The sequence below is a fragment of the Pseudomonas sp. SJZ103 genome (assembly GCF_007828335.1).
In the GTDB taxonomy this organism is placed as follows: Bacteria; Pseudomonadota; Gammaproteobacteria; order Pseudomonadales; family Pseudomonadaceae; genus Aquipseudomonas.
Map to the genome: position 1 here is coordinate 209,822 of NZ_VIUN01000008.1, position 15,373 is coordinate 225,194.

Annotated in this window: 12 protein-coding genes; 5 read left to right on the forward strand and 7 right to left on the reverse strand. The window is 63.7% G+C overall.

All coding sequences use genetic code 11. The features are described 5' to 3' along the window. Positions 1-34: 34 nt before the first annotated feature. Genes FBY10_RS18810 through FBY10_RS18820 form a run of 3 tightly spaced genes read right to left on the reverse strand, consistent with a single transcriptional unit; the run spans position 35 to position 3,158 of the window. Positions 35-1,138, reverse strand: a complete 1,104-nt coding sequence (locus tag FBY10_RS18810; RefSeq protein WP_145337245.1) for an acetoin dehydrogenase dihydrolipoyllysine-residue acetyltransferase subunit — start codon at positions 1,136-1,138, stop codon at positions 35-37. Further along, a complete protein-coding gene (locus FBY10_RS18815) occupies positions 1,135-2,154 on the reverse strand; it encodes an alpha-ketoacid dehydrogenase subunit beta (RefSeq protein WP_131700193.1) in 1,020 nt (339 codons plus the stop codon). Before FBY10_RS18815 ends, FBY10_RS18810 begins: the two co-directional genes overlap by 4 nt. A gap of 26 nt (positions 2,155-2,180) precedes the next feature. Beyond that, the gene (locus FBY10_RS18820; RefSeq protein WP_131700192.1) at positions 2,181-3,158 is read right to left on the reverse strand and encodes a thiamine pyrophosphate-dependent dehydrogenase E1 component subunit alpha; all 978 of its coding nucleotides are present in this window, start codon (positions 3,156-3,158) and stop codon (positions 2,181-2,183) included. Positions 3,159-3,467: 309 nt separating this feature from the next. Between FBY10_RS18820 and FBY10_RS18825 the strand changes: the two genes are divergently transcribed. After that, on the forward strand, positions 3,468-5,327 hold the full coding sequence (locus FBY10_RS18825) for a sigma-54-dependent Fis family transcriptional regulator (RefSeq protein WP_131700191.1): 1,860 nt from the start codon (positions 3,468-3,470) through the stop codon (positions 5,325-5,327). A gap of 69 nt (positions 5,328-5,396) precedes the next feature. Here FBY10_RS18825 and FBY10_RS18830 read toward each other — a convergent pair whose 3' ends face one another. Then, on the reverse strand, positions 5,397-6,176 hold the full coding sequence (locus FBY10_RS18830) for an acetoin reductase (protein ID WP_145337244.1): 780 nt from the start codon (positions 6,174-6,176) through the stop codon (positions 5,397-5,399). A 192-nt stretch (positions 6,177-6,368) separates the two neighbouring features. On the opposite strand from FBY10_RS18830, the gene FBY10_RS18835 reads away from it, so the two are divergent. Then, the gene (locus FBY10_RS18835; RefSeq protein ID WP_145337243.1) at positions 6,369-8,531 is read left to right on the forward strand and encodes a TonB-dependent siderophore receptor; all 2,163 of its coding nucleotides are present in this window, start codon (positions 6,369-6,371) and stop codon (positions 8,529-8,531) included. Between the two features lie 52 nt (positions 8,532-8,583). Here the strand turns inward: FBY10_RS18835 and FBY10_RS18840 are convergent, their stop codons facing one another. Next, positions 8,584-9,021, reverse strand: a complete 438-nt coding sequence (locus FBY10_RS18840; protein WP_053133396.1) for a carboxymuconolactone decarboxylase family protein — start codon at positions 9,019-9,021, stop codon at positions 8,584-8,586. Between the two features lie 107 nt (positions 9,022-9,128). Further along, positions 9,129-9,599, reverse strand: coding sequence for an Lrp/AsnC family transcriptional regulator (locus FBY10_RS18845; protein ID WP_090405514.1), 471 nt, complete (start codon positions 9,597-9,599; stop codon positions 9,129-9,131). Positions 9,600-9,722: 123 nt separating this feature from the next. On the opposite strand from FBY10_RS18845, the gene FBY10_RS18850 reads away from it, so the two are divergent. Beyond that, positions 9,723-11,006 carry a methionine gamma-lyase gene (locus FBY10_RS18850; protein ID WP_256663512.1) on the forward strand — a complete coding sequence of 428 codons (1,284 nt, stop codon included), beginning with the start codon at positions 9,723-9,725 and terminating at the stop codon, positions 11,004-11,006. Here FBY10_RS18850 and FBY10_RS18855 read toward each other — a convergent pair. Beyond that, positions 10,942-12,573: a PvdJ/PvdD/PvdP-like protein gene (locus FBY10_RS18855; protein ID WP_145337242.1), complete on the reverse strand. Its 1,632-nt coding sequence runs from the start codon at positions 12,571-12,573 to the stop codon at positions 10,942-10,944. The two genes, FBY10_RS18850 and FBY10_RS18855, sit on opposite strands and share 65 nt — an antisense overlap. A 142-nt stretch (positions 12,574-12,715) precedes the next feature. Here FBY10_RS18855 and pvdM point away from each other — a divergent pair, with 142 nt between their 5' ends. Then, on the forward strand, positions 12,716-14,065 hold the full coding sequence (gene pvdM, locus FBY10_RS18860) for a pyoverdine-tailoring dipeptidase-like protein PvdM (RefSeq protein ID WP_145337241.1): 1,350 nt from the start codon (positions 12,716-12,718) through the stop codon (positions 14,063-14,065). Between the two features lie 18 nt (positions 14,066-14,083). Continuing rightward, positions 14,084-15,355 carry an aminotransferase class V-fold PLP-dependent enzyme gene (locus FBY10_RS18865; RefSeq protein ID WP_145337240.1) on the forward strand — a complete coding sequence of 424 codons (1,272 nt, stop codon included), beginning with the start codon at positions 14,084-14,086 and terminating at the stop codon, positions 15,353-15,355. Positions 15,356-15,373 lie beyond the last annotated feature (18 nt).

Genomic DNA, 15,373 nt, shown 5'->3' on the forward strand with positions numbered 1-15,373 from the left:
GAGGGGCTTGCCCCCTCCCACATTGGATTGCATTTCAAGGGTGGGATTTGAGGAAGGCTGCCATGAGTTGGTTAACCCGCTCCGCCGCTTCCAACTGCACCATATGCCCCTGCCCCGGCAATACCTCCACCTGGGCCTCCAACCCCTGGGCATGGCCGGCCGGGATGATTACATCGTCACTGCCCCAGATCACCAGGCTCGGTTGCTGCCCCACTACGCTGCGCAAATCCAGGCGCTGGCGCCCACCCTCAAACAACTGGGTATTGAGCTGACGAAGCGCCTGGTCCACCCCTTCCAAGCGCTTGAACTTGAGCATGTCCTCCAGCATCTGCCGCGTCACCAGCGTCGGGTCGCTGAACAGTTGCACCAGTTGCGGCTTGAGCGCGTTCCGGTTATTGGCCTCGGTGAACCCTTGCAGGTAATCGCCATTGATGTCCGCCCCCAGCCCGGCGCTGGCGATCAGGGTCAGCGAGGCAACGCGCGCCGGAGCCTGACGGGCGACCGTCAGGCTGACCAACCCGCCCATGGAGTGCCCGGCCAGGTGCACGCGGTCGAGCTTGAGGTGATCGAGCAAGGCCAGCACGGCCTGGCTCAGCTCCTCGGCGTCACCCGCTTGCAGATGCTTGCCCGACTCGCCATGCCCTGGCAGGTCCAGGGCGATCACCCGGCGCTCGGCGGCCAGGGCCGGTTGGTTGAACAGCCAGTTGTTCAAGTCGCCGCCAAAGCCATGCACCAGCACCAGCGGCGTACCGCCCTCACCCAGGTCGAGATAGCGCAACAAGCGCCCGCCCAACTCGATCTTCTGCGCACTCGGCCCGGTGGCTTCGGCTTCGGCGCTGCTTGAGACGAACCCGGCGTTGAAGCTTTCGATCACCGCATCGATCTCGGCCTCACTGGCCTCACCTTCCACCACGACCCCCAGCAGCGCGCCCACCGGCAAGGTCTCGTCGCTCAGCGCCAGCACGCGGCGCAACACACCGCTGAACGGCGCCTCGACACTGCTGGAGATCTTGTCGGTCTCGACGTCCAGCACTTCTTCGCCCTTTTCCACCCGGTCGCCGGGCTGCTTGAGCCAGACATCGATGCGACCTTCGGTCATCGACAGCCCCCACTTGGGCATGGTCAAGGTATGGATCATGCGGCATTCCTCTTGTCGGCGATCTTCAGCACAGCGGCCTCGATCTTCGCGGCGTTGGGGATGTACAGGTCTTCCAGCGCATCGGAAAACGGCACCGGGGTGTGCGGCGCGGTGACCATCTCGATCGGCGCGCGCAGGAACGAGAAGCCCTGCTGGGCCACCAACGCACTGATGTCGGTGGCGATGGAACAACGCGGGTTGGACTCGTCGATCACCACCAGGCGCCCGGTTTTCTCCACGCTCTCAAGGATGCTGTCTTCGTCCAGCGGGCTGGTGGTGCGCAGGTCCAGCACCTCACAGTCGATGCCCTGGCGCGCCAGGTTGGCGGCGGCTTCCAGGGCGACATGCACCATGCGCCCGTAGGTCACCAGGGTCACGTCGCGGCCTTCGCGCACAAAGTTGGCTTCGCCGAACGGCACGGTGTACAGCTCTTCCGGCACCTCACCTTGGAGGCTGTAGAGCATCTTGTGTTCGAGGAAGATCACCGGGTCGTTGTCGCGGATCGCCTGGATCAACATGCCCTTGGCGTCATACGGCGTGGCCGGACACACCACCTTGAGGCCGGGAATGTGCGTCCACATCGACGTCAGCATCTGCGAATGCTGGGCGGCGGCGCGCAGGCCGGCGCCATACATGGCGCGCACCACCAGCGGCGTGGTGGTCTTGCCGCCGAACATGTAGCGAAACTTGGCGGCCTGGTTGAGCAACTGGTCGAGGCAGCAGCCGATAAAGTCGACGAACATCAATTCGCACACCGGGCGCATGCCGCGGGTGGCGGCGCCGACGGCCATGCCGACGTAGCCGACTTCAGACAACGGCGCATCGAGTACCCGGTCTGGAAACTCCGGGTACAGGCCCTTGGTCACGCCGAGCACACCGCCCCAGGCGTCCTGCTCGCCGGGGGAGCCGGTGCCGCCGGAGACGTCCTGGCCAATGATGAACACACTCTGGTCCCTGCGCATTTCCTGGGCCAGGGCTTCGTTGATTGCCTGCTGATAGCTGATTTTGCGAGCCATGAGATTCTCTCCGAGTCTTGTTGTTATTAGCGGTAGGCGACGTAGACATCGCTGAGCAGGTCGGCGGCCTGGGGCTTGGGATCGGACTTGGCCAGGCGCACGGCGTCGTCGATCAACTGCGCGACCTCGCCGTCGATACGTTCGAACTGAGCCGCGTCAAGCCAGCCTTCGGCACTGCAGCGCTGGCGGAACAGTGCGAGGCAGTCGTGGGATTCGCGCAGGTTCTTCACTTCATCCGGGCCACGGTAGGTTTGTGCATCGCCTTCAAAGTGGCCGTAGAAGCGACTCAGCTTGACCTCCACCAAGGTCGGCCCCTCGCCTTTGCGCGCACGCTCCACGGCCACGCCCAGCGCCGCGTGCACGGCGAAGAAGTCATTGCCATCGACAATCACCCCCGGCATGCCAAAGCCCACCGCCCGTTCGGCAATGTCCTTGCACGCCACCGACCAGCCGGAACCGGTGGCCTCGGCATAGCCGTTGTTCTCGGCGACGAACAGGCACGGCAGTTTCATGATCGACGCCAGGTTCATCGCCTCGAACACCGCGCCCTCGTTGGAACCGCCGTCGCCGAAGAACGCCACGGCCACGCCCTGGCTGCCCTTGAGCTTGGAAGCCAGGGCAGCGCCTGCCGCCAACGGCGCACCGGCACCGACAATGCCGTTGGCGCCGAGCATGCCCTTCTCCTGGTCGGCGATGTGCATGGAGCCCCCCTTGCCGCCGCACACGCCGGTTTTCTTGCCGTAGATCTCGGCCATCATGCCGAACACATCCACGCCCTTGGCGATGCAATGGCCGTGGCCACGGTGGTTGGAGGCGATGCAATCTTCATCGTTGAGGTGCGCCATGACCCCCGCGGCGCTGGCTTCCTGGCCGGCATACAGGTGCACGAAACCGGGGATCTCGCCGGTAGCGAATTCCACATGCAGGCGTTCTTCGAAATCCCGGATGGTGCGCATCACGGTGTAGGCATGCAGCAATTGATCGGTGGACAGGTGAGTGGACATCTTGTTGTTCTCCAGGTTGTCTCGACACACAAAAGGCTGGCTGCGGCCAGCTGTAAGCGGTTCAGCACAGGCTGTGCCAAGGCGTACAAAAACCTGGCAAAGCCTTGACCCAGAGCAGTTCCGAACGGTTGTGCCGCTGCGCGATGCCAGCGCAGAATGAGACCCAGCATTGCAACGTGCAGGCAGCGTCTCAGGCGAATTGAGACGCTGCGTCTCAGCCTCGGCAGTTGGTCAGGCCAGCCTTGTCCGTCGACGCCCATAAGCGCTTAATGGCGGGCATAACAACAAAGATCGAGAACCGGAGGCCTTATGTTCGCCGCGAACTCCAGGGAACACGTCGACTGTGTCAGTCGCGTGGTCCGCAATGCCGATCGCCTGCCCCAGGCGCCGGTGCCGTCGCTGATTTTCGATTCATGGCGGCGCTCCATGGAGCAACACCACCTCGACCCCGGCTCGCTGCAGGGGCCCCGCATCCTCACCGAACCCTTGCTCAAAGAATGCCGCGAGCGCGCGGAACTGTTCATGCGCATCGCCAGCGAAGAAGTCGGGCAACTGCACCATCGGGTGCGCCACGCCGACTACTGCGTGATGCTGACCGACGCCCAGGGCCAGACCATCGACCACCGCGTCGACACTGCCATCCGCAGCGACTGCCGCAAAGCCGGCCTGTACCTCGGCACCTGCTGGTCGGAAGCCGAGGAAGGCACATGCGGCGTGGCCACGGTGCTGACCAGCAAGGCCGCAGTGACCGTGCACAAGCGCGACCACTTCCGTGCCGCCTTTATCAGCCTGACCTGCTCCGCCGCGCCGATCTTCGACCCCCAGGGCAACCTGCTGGGCGTGATGGACGCCTCGGCGCTCAAATCCCCGGATGACCGACGCAGCCAGCATTTGGTGCGGCAGATGGTGGCGCAGAGTGCCCAAGCCATCGAGAACGCCTTCTTCATGCACAGCGCCCGCGAGCACTGGGTGCTCCAGGCCCACAGCACACCGGGCTATGTGGACAGCCAGCCCGACCTGCTGCTGGCCTGGGACCAGGATGGACGCCTGCAGGCGCTGAACAGCAAGGCGCGCCAGGCACTGCGCCGGCGTTTCGGCCAGGTGCCGGAGCATATCGGCGAAGTGTTCGACCTGGATGCGTTGCGCTCGGCCACCGATCAATCAACCCAACACCTGCAATGGCTGGGCGAGCCTGGCGTCTTGCACGTGCGGGTCAACACCCCGCGACGCAAACCGGCACGGCCCGTTGCGCACACTCAGGTCGACCCACGGGTGGAAGAACACCTGCGCCTGGCCGTGCGCGTCAAGGACCGCAACCTGCCGGTACTGGTCCAGGGTGAAACCGGCGCCGGCAAGGAGGTTTTCGCCCGCCAACTGCACGAACGCAGCGCTCGGCGAACAGGGCCCTTTGTCGCGGTGAACTGCGCGGCGATCCCCGAGAACCTGATTGAAAGCGAGCTGTTCGGCTACGTGGCCGGGGCCTTTACCGGTGCGTCCAGCAAAGGCATGCCGGGACTGTTGGTGCAGGCCGATGGCGGCACGTTGTTCCTCGATGAAATCGGCGATATGCCGCTGGCGTTGCAGACGCGCCTGTTGCGGGTGATGGCCGAGGGAGAAGTCGCGCCCCTGGGCGGGGCCAAAACCCGCACGGTGGACATCCAGGTGATCTGCGCCAGCCACCGCGACCTGGCCGTGCTGGTCAACGAAGGACGATTTCGCGAAGACCTGTACTTCCGCCTCGGCTGCGCCCGCTTCTGCCTGCCACCGCTGCGCGAGCGCAGTGACAAACTGGCATTGATCAACCGGCTGGTGGAGCAGCAAGCGCGCGGCAGCGGCGTCTCGGTGGGCATCGGCCAGGCCGCGCTGGAACGGTTGCTGGGCTACGCCTGGCCGGGCAATGTGCGCCAACTGCACCATGCGCTGGCGTATGCCTGTGCGGTGTGTGAAGGCGGGACCATCCAGTTGGCGGACTTGCCGGTGGAAGTGCGCGGCGAACAGGTCGAGGCGCTGACCGAGCACAGCGTCAGCCCGGAACGCCAAGTGGTACTGGACGCGTTGATCCGGCATCGCTGGAAGCCGTTGCCGACGGCGCAGGCGTTGGGCATTTCCCGAGCCACCCTGTACCGCCGAGTCAACCAGTTGGGCATCGACATGCCCGGCAAGCACTGACACAACGGGGTCAACCATGTGAGAGGGGGCTTGCCCCCTCCCACATTTAACACCGCAGGCCTTGGAAGATCAGCGATAAACCAGCCCGCCATCGATCAACGGCGCCTGCCCGGTCATGTAATCCGCATCCGGCCCGGCCAGGTAGGCCACCAACCCCGCCACATCCTCCGGCGTTTCCGCACGGCCCAAGGCAATCCCATCCACATACTTCTTGTAGGTCGCGCCCACTTCAGCCCCGGTAATCTCGGCCATACGCTTGTCGATCTCCACCCACATGTCGGTGCCCACCACCCCAGGGCAGTAGGCATTGACCGTGATCCCGGCGCTCGCCAGTTCCTTGGCCGCCGCCTGGGTCAAGGCCCGCACGGCAAACTTGGTGGCCGAGTACACGCCCAGCAACGCAAAGCCTTCGTGGCCGGCGATGGAGCAGGCATTGATGATCTTGCCCTTCTGCTTGAGCGCCTTGAATTTCTTGCCGGCAGCCTGGATGCCCCACAATACGCCCTGCACATTGATGCCCAGGGTACGCTCGACCTGTTCCGGGCTGACGTCCAGCAGCGCGTCGATCTGCGCGACCCCGGCGTTGTTGACGATGATGTCGAAGCCACCAAGGGTCTGGTGCGCATGCTCGACCGCCGCCACCACCTGATCGCGCTTGGACACGTCGGCGATAAACACCGAGGCCTTGCGCCCCAACGCCACGACTTCGGCGGCCACGGCTTCGAGCTTGGCGCCATTGATGTCGACCAGGGCGATGTCGGCACCGTCCTGTGCCAGGCGCAGGGCGATGGCCCGGCCAATGCCCTGCCCGGCGCCGGTCACCAGCGCAACTTTTCCAGCGATACTCATGACAATCTCCTGCAACGATGAGAGAGCGTTGTCTATCGCAGGTGCGCGCACGGGCTGTCGAGGCGCAAAGGGTTTGGCGTTGGCGTTGAGACGCACTGTCTCAGCGCACGCGCCGGTACCGAACGCTTGTAAAACCTGGCCGTTATGCCTAGTTTATGCGCCCCCCGCCCTGCGCTTTAAGGCCCTGCCCCCATGGTTTTGCGTTTTCGTCCCGTCGTCAGTACACGTTTCGCTCTCGGCCTGCTGCTCAGCGGCGGTATCGGCAACAGTTGGGCGGCGCAGATCGAACTGCCGGCGGTGCAGGTCCAGGGCGAGGACGCATCCGGCTATCGCGCAGACACCGCTTCGGTCGGCGGCTTCAATGAGGCGCCGCTGCTGGACACCCCGGCCTCGATCACGGTGATCAATGCCGCGTTGATCAAGGACCAGCAAGCACGCCTGCTCAGTGAAGTGCTGCGCAACGACGCCTCGGTGGGCGACAGCTACGCCCCCATCGGCTACTACGAAAATTTCGTGGTGCGCGGTTTCTCGCTGAATGCGGCGAGCAGCTACAAGATCAACGGACGCACCATCACCGGCGAGCAGAACGTTGCCCTGGAAAACAAGCAGCAGGTGGAAGTGCTCAAGGGCCTGGCCGGTTTGCAGAGCGGGATTTCCGAACCCAGCGGCGTGATCAACTACGTGACCAAGCGCCCGGAGGATGTGCGCTCGGTGACGGTGTCCACCGATGACCGTGGCAGTGGCTATATCGCCACCGACGTCGGCGGCTGGTTTGGCAGCGAGCAGCAATTCGGCCTGCGCGCCAACGTCGCCCATGAAGACCTCAATTCCTACGTGGAGCACGCCAACGGCCAGCGCGATTTCGTGTCCCTGGCCTTCGACTGGAACATCAGCCCCGACGCCGTGCTGCAACTCGACGCGGAATACCAGAACAAGCAACAACGCTCGGTGCCGGGCTACCAGTTGCTGGGCGGCAACGAGGTGCCCCACGATGCCTCGCCGAAAAAACTGCTGGGCCACCAGAGCGGTTCCAGGCAGGTCGGCATCGACGCGTTGAACCTCAACGGCACGTTCGAGTACAGCTTCAGCGACCAGTGGAAAGGCAGCGTCAGCGCCGCGCGCAGCAAGGTGGTGATTGATGACTACAGTTCATTTGCCTGGGGCTGCTATGGCTCGACCAGTTGCACCTCCAGCGTGCCGAACTACTTCAGCCCCGAAGGCAACTACGACGTCTACGACTACCGCAGCCCCGACGATACCCGCCGTGACGATGAAGTCCAGGCGGCGATGACCGGCCTGTTCGACACCGCAGGCATCGGCCATGAACTGACCTTCGGCACCAGCGCGTTTCGCCGGGTGATCGACAAGCGCAAGTCCGTCAACGAGTACATCGGCACGACCAATATCGACGATGATGCACCGACGTTCACGCCCACCGACAAGCCTTTGAACGACAGCCATCGCACCCTCGACAGCCGCCAGTACGGCCTGTTCGTCACCGACCGCATCCGCTTCAACGAGCAATGGCAAACCATCCTCGGCGGCCGCGAAGTGCGCCTGGATGAAAAAGCCTTCGACGGCGTGACGGGCGACCAAGCCCGCCATACCCAGCAATACGTGTTTCTGCCCCAGGCGGCATTGATCTACAAACCCATAGAAAATATCTCGCTGTACACCAGTTACAGCAAAGGCCTGTCCCTGGGCGGCACTGCGCCGTGGTTTGCCAACAACGCCGATGAAACCCTGGCCCCGACCACCTCGCGGCAAATCGAAGCCGGGGTGAAATACGACTGGCGCCGCATCAGCTTCGCCGCCGCCGTGTTCCAGACGCGCCAGGCCTACCAGTACGCCAAGCCGGAGGGCGCCGGTACCTTTACCTATGTGCAACAGGGCGAGCAGAAGAACACCGGCGTGGAACTGTCGGCCAACGGCTGGGCCACCGAGCGCCTGCAGATTTCCACCAGCGTGGCGGCGATTCGTGCCCGGGTAAACGGCAGCGGCACGCCGGAATACGAAGAGCACCAGGCGATCAACGTGCCCAAGCTGCGCGCCAGTGTGTACGCCGATTATGCGTTGCCGTGGGTCAATGGCCTGGCGGTGCTCGGCGGCGTGCAATACAGCGCCAAGAAGTACGCCAACCGCAGCGGCAATGTGGAGGTGGGGGATTATGCGGTGGTCAACGTCGGCAGCCGCTACACCACCAAGGTCGACGGCTACGAGACGGTGCTGCGCCTGAGCGTCGACAACCTGTTCGACAAGCGCTACTGGCGCGACGCGGGCGAGTACATGGGCGATGACTATCTGTTCATGGGCGCGCCACTGACGGCGCGCCTGAGTGCTTCGGTAAACTTCTGACACTTACCCCAGTGGCGAGCGGGCTCGCCACAAACAGCCGTCTTCAACCTTCTTATTTAGGCATCTTGCGAAACCCTACCGCGAGTCGATTCCAGCTGTTGATGGTGGCGATGGCCACGCTCAGGTCGACTTGCTCCTGGGGGCTGAACTCAGCGGCAAGCGCAGTGAAGTCTGCGTCCGGGGCGTGAGTCTGGCTCAGCAGCGTCAAGCTCTCGGCCCAGGCCAATGCCGCGCGTTCACGCGGGGTGAAGAACGGCGTTTCGCGCCAGGCCGACAGGGTGTACAGGCGACGCTCGGTCTCGCCACCCTTGCGGGCATCGGCGGTGTGCATGTCGAGGCAGAACGCGCAGCCGTTGATCTGTGATACACGCAGGCGTATCAGTTCCAGCAATGGCAGCTCGATGGACAGTTTGCCGACGGCGGCTTCCAGGGCAAGCATGGCTTTCATGGCGTCTGGGGAAGCGGTGTAGAAATCGGTACGGGCTTGCATGAGGAACTCCAGAACGGTGGGAAGTGGTGGCTAGGTTAGCCACCGGGCCGTACGGGAGAAATAGCCAATTGCGGGGAAGAACAGGTGACCAATGGGGCGGTGTGTGATCAACCCGGCAATGGAATCACCCGCAACGGCCTCACCGATTTATAGGAAAAACTCGAATAGATCTCCTTGACGCAAGGCAGCGTCTGCAACACCTCCCGCGCAAACTCGCCGAACGACTCCAGGTCCTTCGCCACCACCTCCAGCAAAAAGTCATAGCGCCCCGACACGTTATGACAGGCCACGATTTCCGGAATATCCAACAAGCGCTGCTCAAACGCGCGGGCAATTTCCTGGGTGTGGCTCTCCATCATGATGCTGACAAACGCCGTCACCCCATACCCCAGCGCCTTGGGCGAGAGGATCGCCTGGTAGCCGCTGATCACCCCGCTCTCCTCCAGGTTCCTGACCCGCCGCCAGCACGGAGAAGTGGTCAGGGACACGCGGTCGGCCAGCTCGGCCACGGTTAAACGGGCGTTGCCTTGCAGGGCGTTTAATAGTGCTTTGTCGGTGCGATCCAGCGTGACGGGCATGATGTGCCTCTGTTTATTGTTTTTAGCGATTTTTCATCCCAGGACAGGGGACTTGTCGGCAATATTTGGAAAATACAGCCGTGGTTATGAGCATAGCATTGTAGGAAATAAGGAGTGTCCGACATGAACAATAAACACAACGCATTCGGCTTTTCCACCCGTGCCATTCACCACGGCTATGACCCCAAGGACCACCATGGCGCACTCGTGCCGCCGATCTACCTGTCGGCCACGTTTGCCTTTCCCACCGCCGAATACGGCGCCGCCTGTTTTGCCGGTGAGGCCAGCGGCCATTTCTATACACGCATTTCCAACCCGACCCTGGCGCTGCTGGAGTCCCGCATGGCCACCCTGGAAAACGGCGAGGCAGCGGTAGCGTTCAGTTCCGGCATGGGCGCAATTGCCGCGACATTCTGGACCCTGCTGCGCCCAGGCGATGAGGTGATCGTCAGCCAGACACTCTACGGCTGCACCTTCGCCCTGCTGCATCACGGTATCGGCGAGTTCGGCATCAAGGTGCGCCACGTCGACCTCACCGACCTGGCCGCCCTGCAAGCGGCGCTGAGCCCCGCGACGCGCATGATCTACTGCGAAACCCCGGCCAACCCCACCCTGCGACTGGTGGACATCGCCGCCGTGGCCGCCCTCGCCCATCAACAGCCGAATGTGACCGTGGTGGTCGATAACACCTACTGCACGCCGTACCTGCAACGGCCCCTGGAACTGGGCGCCGACGTGGTGGTGCACTCCGCCACCAAATACCTCAGCGGCCATGGCGACATCACCGCTGGTATTGCCGTCAGCAACCAGGCCCTCGCCCAGCGCATTCGCCTGCAAGGCCTCAAGGACTTGACCGGCGCGGTGATGTCGCCCCAGGACGCTTCGCTGTTGATGCGCGGTCTCAAGACGCTGGCCCTGCGCATGGACCGCCATTGCAGCAACGCCCAGGCCGTGGCCGAAGCCCTGCAGGCGCATCCCGCTGTGGAGTGGGTGACATATCCGGGGCTGCGCAGCTTCGCGCAGTATGAATTGGCGGCGCGGCAGATGAGCCAGGCCGGCGGCATGATCGCCTTCGAACTCAAGGGCGGTATCGACACCGGTCGACGCTTCATGAATGCCCTCAAGCTGTTCACCCGCGCGGTCAGCCTGGGCGACGCCGAGTCACTGGCCCAGCACCCGGCGAGCATGACCCATAGCACCTACACCCCTGAAGAACGCGCGCATCACGGTATCAGCGAAGGCCTGGTGCGTTTATCAGTGGGGCTTGAGGACGTTGCCGACCTGTTGGCGGACGTGCAGCAGGCGTTGGCCAAGTGCAGCCGCGCCGTGCCGCGCCAAACGCTCAAGCCTCTCGCGCCTTCACCTTCAAATGCCGCGCATACCAAGGCCGCTGCGGCACGCGCTTGAACAGGCCCTGCAACAGGTTCTCGTCCTCGCCAAAGGTAATGCGCAATGCGAGCTTCATGGTTTCCGGGTCCATCTCCATCGACTTGCCCATCTGCAACCCCGGTGTGGTGCTGCAGCCATGAGTGTCCGGGCCCAGCCACGGGTCGCCGACTTCGACCCAGCGCCCCGGCGCGAACCAAGCCACGCCATTGACGTCCAGGCGCCTGACCTCGCCGGGGTGGAAGCGTTCGTGGGCGCGGTACCAGTCTTCTATGCGGTCGTCGATCCAGCCGTGGAAGTGCCAGAACACCGGGTTTACGTGGGATGAAAACGGGTCGCCGAGGAAGTCGTTTTCTGCCGCGTACCAGCGCGCGGCAAAGTCTGCCGGGTCGCGGGCCAGGGGTACCGGGGCGCCGTTGGACGGGTCGCGGGGCACCGAGGCCCAGCGCATGTGCAGCCAGTCGTGCAGGCCCAGTTCCATTTCGGAGCCGAGTTGACCAAGGGTGCGTTTGGCCAGGTAGCGCGGGTCGCGGTATTGGGATTCCCAGACCTGGAAGTTGCTGTGGTAAGTCTCGGCGGCCTTGATGTCGGCGACCCACTGGGTGTACTCGCTGTCATCCGGCTCCGACCAGGTGGGCGGCAGCGCGAAGCCGTCGTGGTTGTCGAAGTAACGCAGGAAACCAAGGCGATCACGCTCCAGCGCCGGTTGCGGTTCGGGGAATGCGGGCCACGAGGGCAAGTCCTGCATGGAACGCGCGGTGCCGAGCATATGGCGGTGCATGAAGAAGAAGTCGATGCCCGAGCCGTTGCGGTCTTTGAGCTTGCCGCGGGCGTCGCGCTCTTTACCGCGCGGGCCGGGTTGCCAGCCGATGCCGCGCAGGGCGTCGCGTTTTGCTTCGGAGAGTTTGTGCCACTGGTCACGGGTGGCGTGCCATAGCTGGTGAAACAGGCGGTGCTCGGGGGCGATCAGCCAGGCCAACAGGGTCGGGTTGAGGCCGATGCGTTGGCGGGCTTCGGGAAACAGCTGTTTGTGGGCGATAAAGCGGTTGTCGCGCTCGGTCAGGGCAAGCGGCCGGTCCAGGTCGAGGATGTGCCCACTGAGGGTGCCGCTGCCGGCATTGCCGAAGTCGGCCCAGACCTCATCGAGGGTCATCTTGAACTCATAGGCGGGCCTGCCGTCGAGGGCATCGCGGTCGATCAGGCGCCAGTAGAGCAACGCGCCCTCGCCCGTCAGCAGGTCACCGAGCACGCGGTAGCGCGGTTCGCCTTCGCTGCGCAGGTTGGCGGCGGTGTCCAGGTAGCCGCGCAGGCCACGGCCACGGGGAGCGATGTCGAGCAGCAGTTCCAGGCCTTGCAGCGGCAAGCCCTTGAGGCCGGCGTCGCGGCCTTCCAGGCGCAGGCTCCACACCCCGCGCAAGGTGTTGGCCAAGTGCTGCCCGGCGGTGTCGGCCAGGTCAACGGTGGCTTCGCCGGGAGTGATGGGGAATTCTTCTTCGCGCGTCAACTCGCGATGGGCATAGAAGGCGGCCGGCACAGCCGCGCCGGTCAGCGCCAGGCCTGCGATGAACCCACGTCGAGAGATGGTCATTGTCTACCTTAGGAAACGGCTTTATCAGAGCTAGAACGTTTGCAGGCCAGGGAAATTTACCGCCCTGCCCGCGCCGCCTAAATTTCCCCGCGCATCACTCGTTCCTCCTTGATAGCGAAGGCCTAAACTGACTGAGATGGCAATGACAAAACCACGTTCGAAAAAGGCGCTGTACATCGGCTTGCCGCTGGCACTGGCCATCGGTGCCGGCGCAGGCTTCCTGGCCTGGGATCACTGGTTCAAGGGCAATGCCGGCTACCCGCTCGCAGTGATCAAGCAGGCCAATGAAATGCAGGACCGCCTGCTGTCGTTCGACAGCCACATCACCGTCCCCATGGACTTCGGCACCGCCGGCAACGAGGCCGACAAGGACGGCAGCGGCCAGTTCGACCTGGCCAAAGCGGCACGCGGTCGCTTGTCCGGCGCTGCCCTGACGATTTTCGGCTGGCCGGAAATCTGGAATGGCCCCAACGCGCCGCACAAGCCCACTGACGGCTTTGTCGAGGAAGCCCGCCACGAGCAGGAAGTGCGCTACAAGATCATCTCCGGCATGGTGCGTGATTTTCCCAATCAAGTCGGCATCGCCTATACCCCGGACGACTTTCGACGCCTGCATGGCGAAGGCAAGTTTGCGATCTTTATCAGCATGCTCAACGCCTACCCGCTGGGCAATGACCTGAACCAACTGGACCTGTGGGCGGCACGTGGCATGCGCATGTTCGGCTTCAGCTATGTGGGCAATAACGCCTGGTCGGACTCATCGCGCCCGCTGCCGTTTTTCAACGACTCGGTGGATGCGCTCGACGGCCTGTCGGACATCGGCAAACAAGCGGTGCAGCGCCTCAATGACCTGGGGGTGATCATCGATGTGTCACAGATGTCGACCAAGGCCCTGGAGCAGGTGGCGCAGTTGAGCCGCACGCCGATGGTGGCGTCGCACTCGGCGCCGCGCGCAGCGGTGGACATCCCGCGCAACCTCAGCGACAAGGAACTGCAACTGATCAAGCGCAGCGGCGGCGTGGTGCAAATCGTGGGCTTCTCGGCCTACCTGCGCCCGCTGAGCCAACCGACCCAGGACAAGCTCAACACCCTGCGCGCCCGCTTCGACCTGCCCCCCCTGCCCAACCTGGCCGTGGCCTTGATGCCGGGTGACGCGATCATCGCCGCCTGGCCCGAGCACAGGTTCGGCGAGTACGCCAGCGCGCTGTACGCGATCCTCGATGAGGAACCCAAGGCCACGCTCAAGGACCTGGGCGACGCCATCGACTACACCGTGCGCAAGATCGGTATCGATCACGTCGGTATCGCTTCGGACTTCAACGACGGCGGCGGCCTCGACGGCTGGAACAACGTCGGCGAAATCCGCAACGTCACCGCCGAGCTGATCCAGCGCGGTTACTCCGAAGCCGACATCGCCAAACTGTGGGGAGGCAACTTCCTGCGGGTGTGGGACCAGGTACAAAAAGCCGCCAAGCCCTTGGCCAATCGTTAATCACCTAGAAGCAAGTCCATGACTGACCGCCGTACGTTTCTCAAGCTGGCCGGGGTAGTTGCCGCCAGCCTGCCATTGGGCGCTGCACGCCTCCCGCAAGCACTGGCTGCCAACACAACGGATGACCCATGGACGGGGTTCAAGCAGTTGTTCAACCAGGATCCGGATTACCTGCACTTCTCCAATTTCCTGGTGGCCTCGCACCCCAGGCCGGTACGCGAAGCCATTGAGCGCTACCGCGCACAGATCGACCGTAACCCGGGGCTCGCCATGGACTGGGACCTGGAGGAAACCTGGAAACGCGAAGGCCAGGTGCGCGAATGGGCCGGCCGCTACCTCAAGGCCGCCCCGCCGCAGATCGCCCTCACCGGCAGCACCTCCGAAGGCCTGGCGATGATCTATGGCGGGATCAAGGTGCGCCCGGACCAGGAAATCCTCACCACCGTGCATGAGCATTACGCCACCCAGAACGTGCTGGATTTTCGCGTGCTCAAGGAAGGCACCCAGGTACGCCGGATCACAATGTTCGAGCGCGCCAGCCAGGTCTCTGCCGACGAAGTAGTGGGAAACATCCAGCGCAATATCCGCCCCAACACCCGCGTGCTGGGCATGACCTGGGTACAGTCCGGCAGCGGTGTGAAACTGCCCATCGGTGAGATCGGCAAGCTGGTGGAGGAGCACAACCGCAACCGCGACGACAAGGACCGCATCCTCTATGTGGTGGACGGCGTGCATGGTTTCGGCGTGGAAAACCTCGACTTCCCCGACATGCACTGCGACTTCTTTATTGCCGGCACCCATAAATGGATGTTCGGCCCCCGCGGCACCGGCCTGGTCTGCGCCCGCAACCCTGAAAACAAGTACGTCACGCCCATGGTGCCGACCTTCTCCGAGGACAAGGACTTCGCCACCATCATGACCCCCGGCGGTTATCACGCCTTCGAGCATCGCTGGGCGGCGGATGAGGCCTTCAAGCTGCACCTGCAACTGGGCAAGGCGCCGGTGCAGGCGCGCATTCATGGGCTGAACGCCGAACTCAAGGAGCAATTGCTGGCGCACCCGCAGATCGAGTTGGTCACCCCGCGCAGCCCCGAGCTGTCCGCCGGCTTTACCTTCTTCCGGGTCAAAGGCCAGGACAGTGGTGCGGTGGCGGCCCACATGCTGAAAAACCGCGTGGTGATCGATGCGGTGGACCGCGACGTCGGCCCGGTGATCCGCACGGCGCCCGGCCTGCTCAACAATTCCGAAGAAATCCAGCGCTTCATGACCCTGCTCAGCCAGCGGTTGTGACACCCCTTTCCCCTTTGA

What these genes read in the sequence shown, in the direction of transcription:
- FBY10_RS18810 (WP_145337245.1), bottom strand. Translation starts at nt 1,138, where the DNA reads ATGATCCATACCTTGACCATGCCCAAGTGGGGGCTGTCGATGACCGAA.
- FBY10_RS18815 (WP_131700193.1), bottom strand. Translation starts at nt 2,154, where the DNA reads ATGGCTCGCAAAATCAGCTATCAGCAGGCAATCAACGAAGCCCTGGCC.
- FBY10_RS18820 (WP_131700192.1), bottom strand. Translation starts at nt 3,158, where the DNA reads ATGTCCACTCACCTGTCCACCGATCAATTGCTGCATGCCTACACCGTG.
- FBY10_RS18825 (WP_131700191.1), top strand. Translation starts at nt 3,468, where the DNA reads ATGTTCGCCGCGAACTCCAGGGAACACGTCGACTGTGTCAGTCGCGTG.
- FBY10_RS18830 (WP_145337244.1), bottom strand. Translation starts at nt 6,176, where the DNA reads ATGAGTATCGCTGGAAAAGTTGCGCTGGTGACCGGCGCCGGGCAGGGC.
- FBY10_RS18835 (WP_145337243.1), top strand. Translation starts at nt 6,369, where the DNA reads ATGGTTTTGCGTTTTCGTCCCGTCGTCAGTACACGTTTCGCTCTCGGC.
- FBY10_RS18840 (WP_053133396.1), bottom strand. Translation starts at nt 9,021, where the DNA reads ATGCAAGCCCGTACCGATTTCTACACCGCTTCCCCAGACGCCATGAAA.
- FBY10_RS18845 (WP_090405514.1), bottom strand. Translation starts at nt 9,599, where the DNA reads ATGCCCGTCACGCTGGATCGCACCGACAAAGCACTATTAAACGCCCTG.
- FBY10_RS18850 (WP_256663512.1), top strand. Translation starts at nt 9,723, where the DNA reads ATGAACAATAAACACAACGCATTCGGCTTTTCCACCCGTGCCATTCAC.
- FBY10_RS18855 (WP_145337242.1), bottom strand. Translation starts at nt 12,573, where the DNA reads ATGACCATCTCTCGACGTGGGTTCATCGCAGGCCTGGCGCTGACCGGC.
- pvdM (WP_145337241.1), top strand. Translation starts at nt 12,716, where the DNA reads ATGACAAAACCACGTTCGAAAAAGGCGCTGTACATCGGCTTGCCGCTG.
- FBY10_RS18865 (WP_145337240.1), top strand. Translation starts at nt 14,084, where the DNA reads ATGACTGACCGCCGTACGTTTCTCAAGCTGGCCGGGGTAGTTGCCGCC.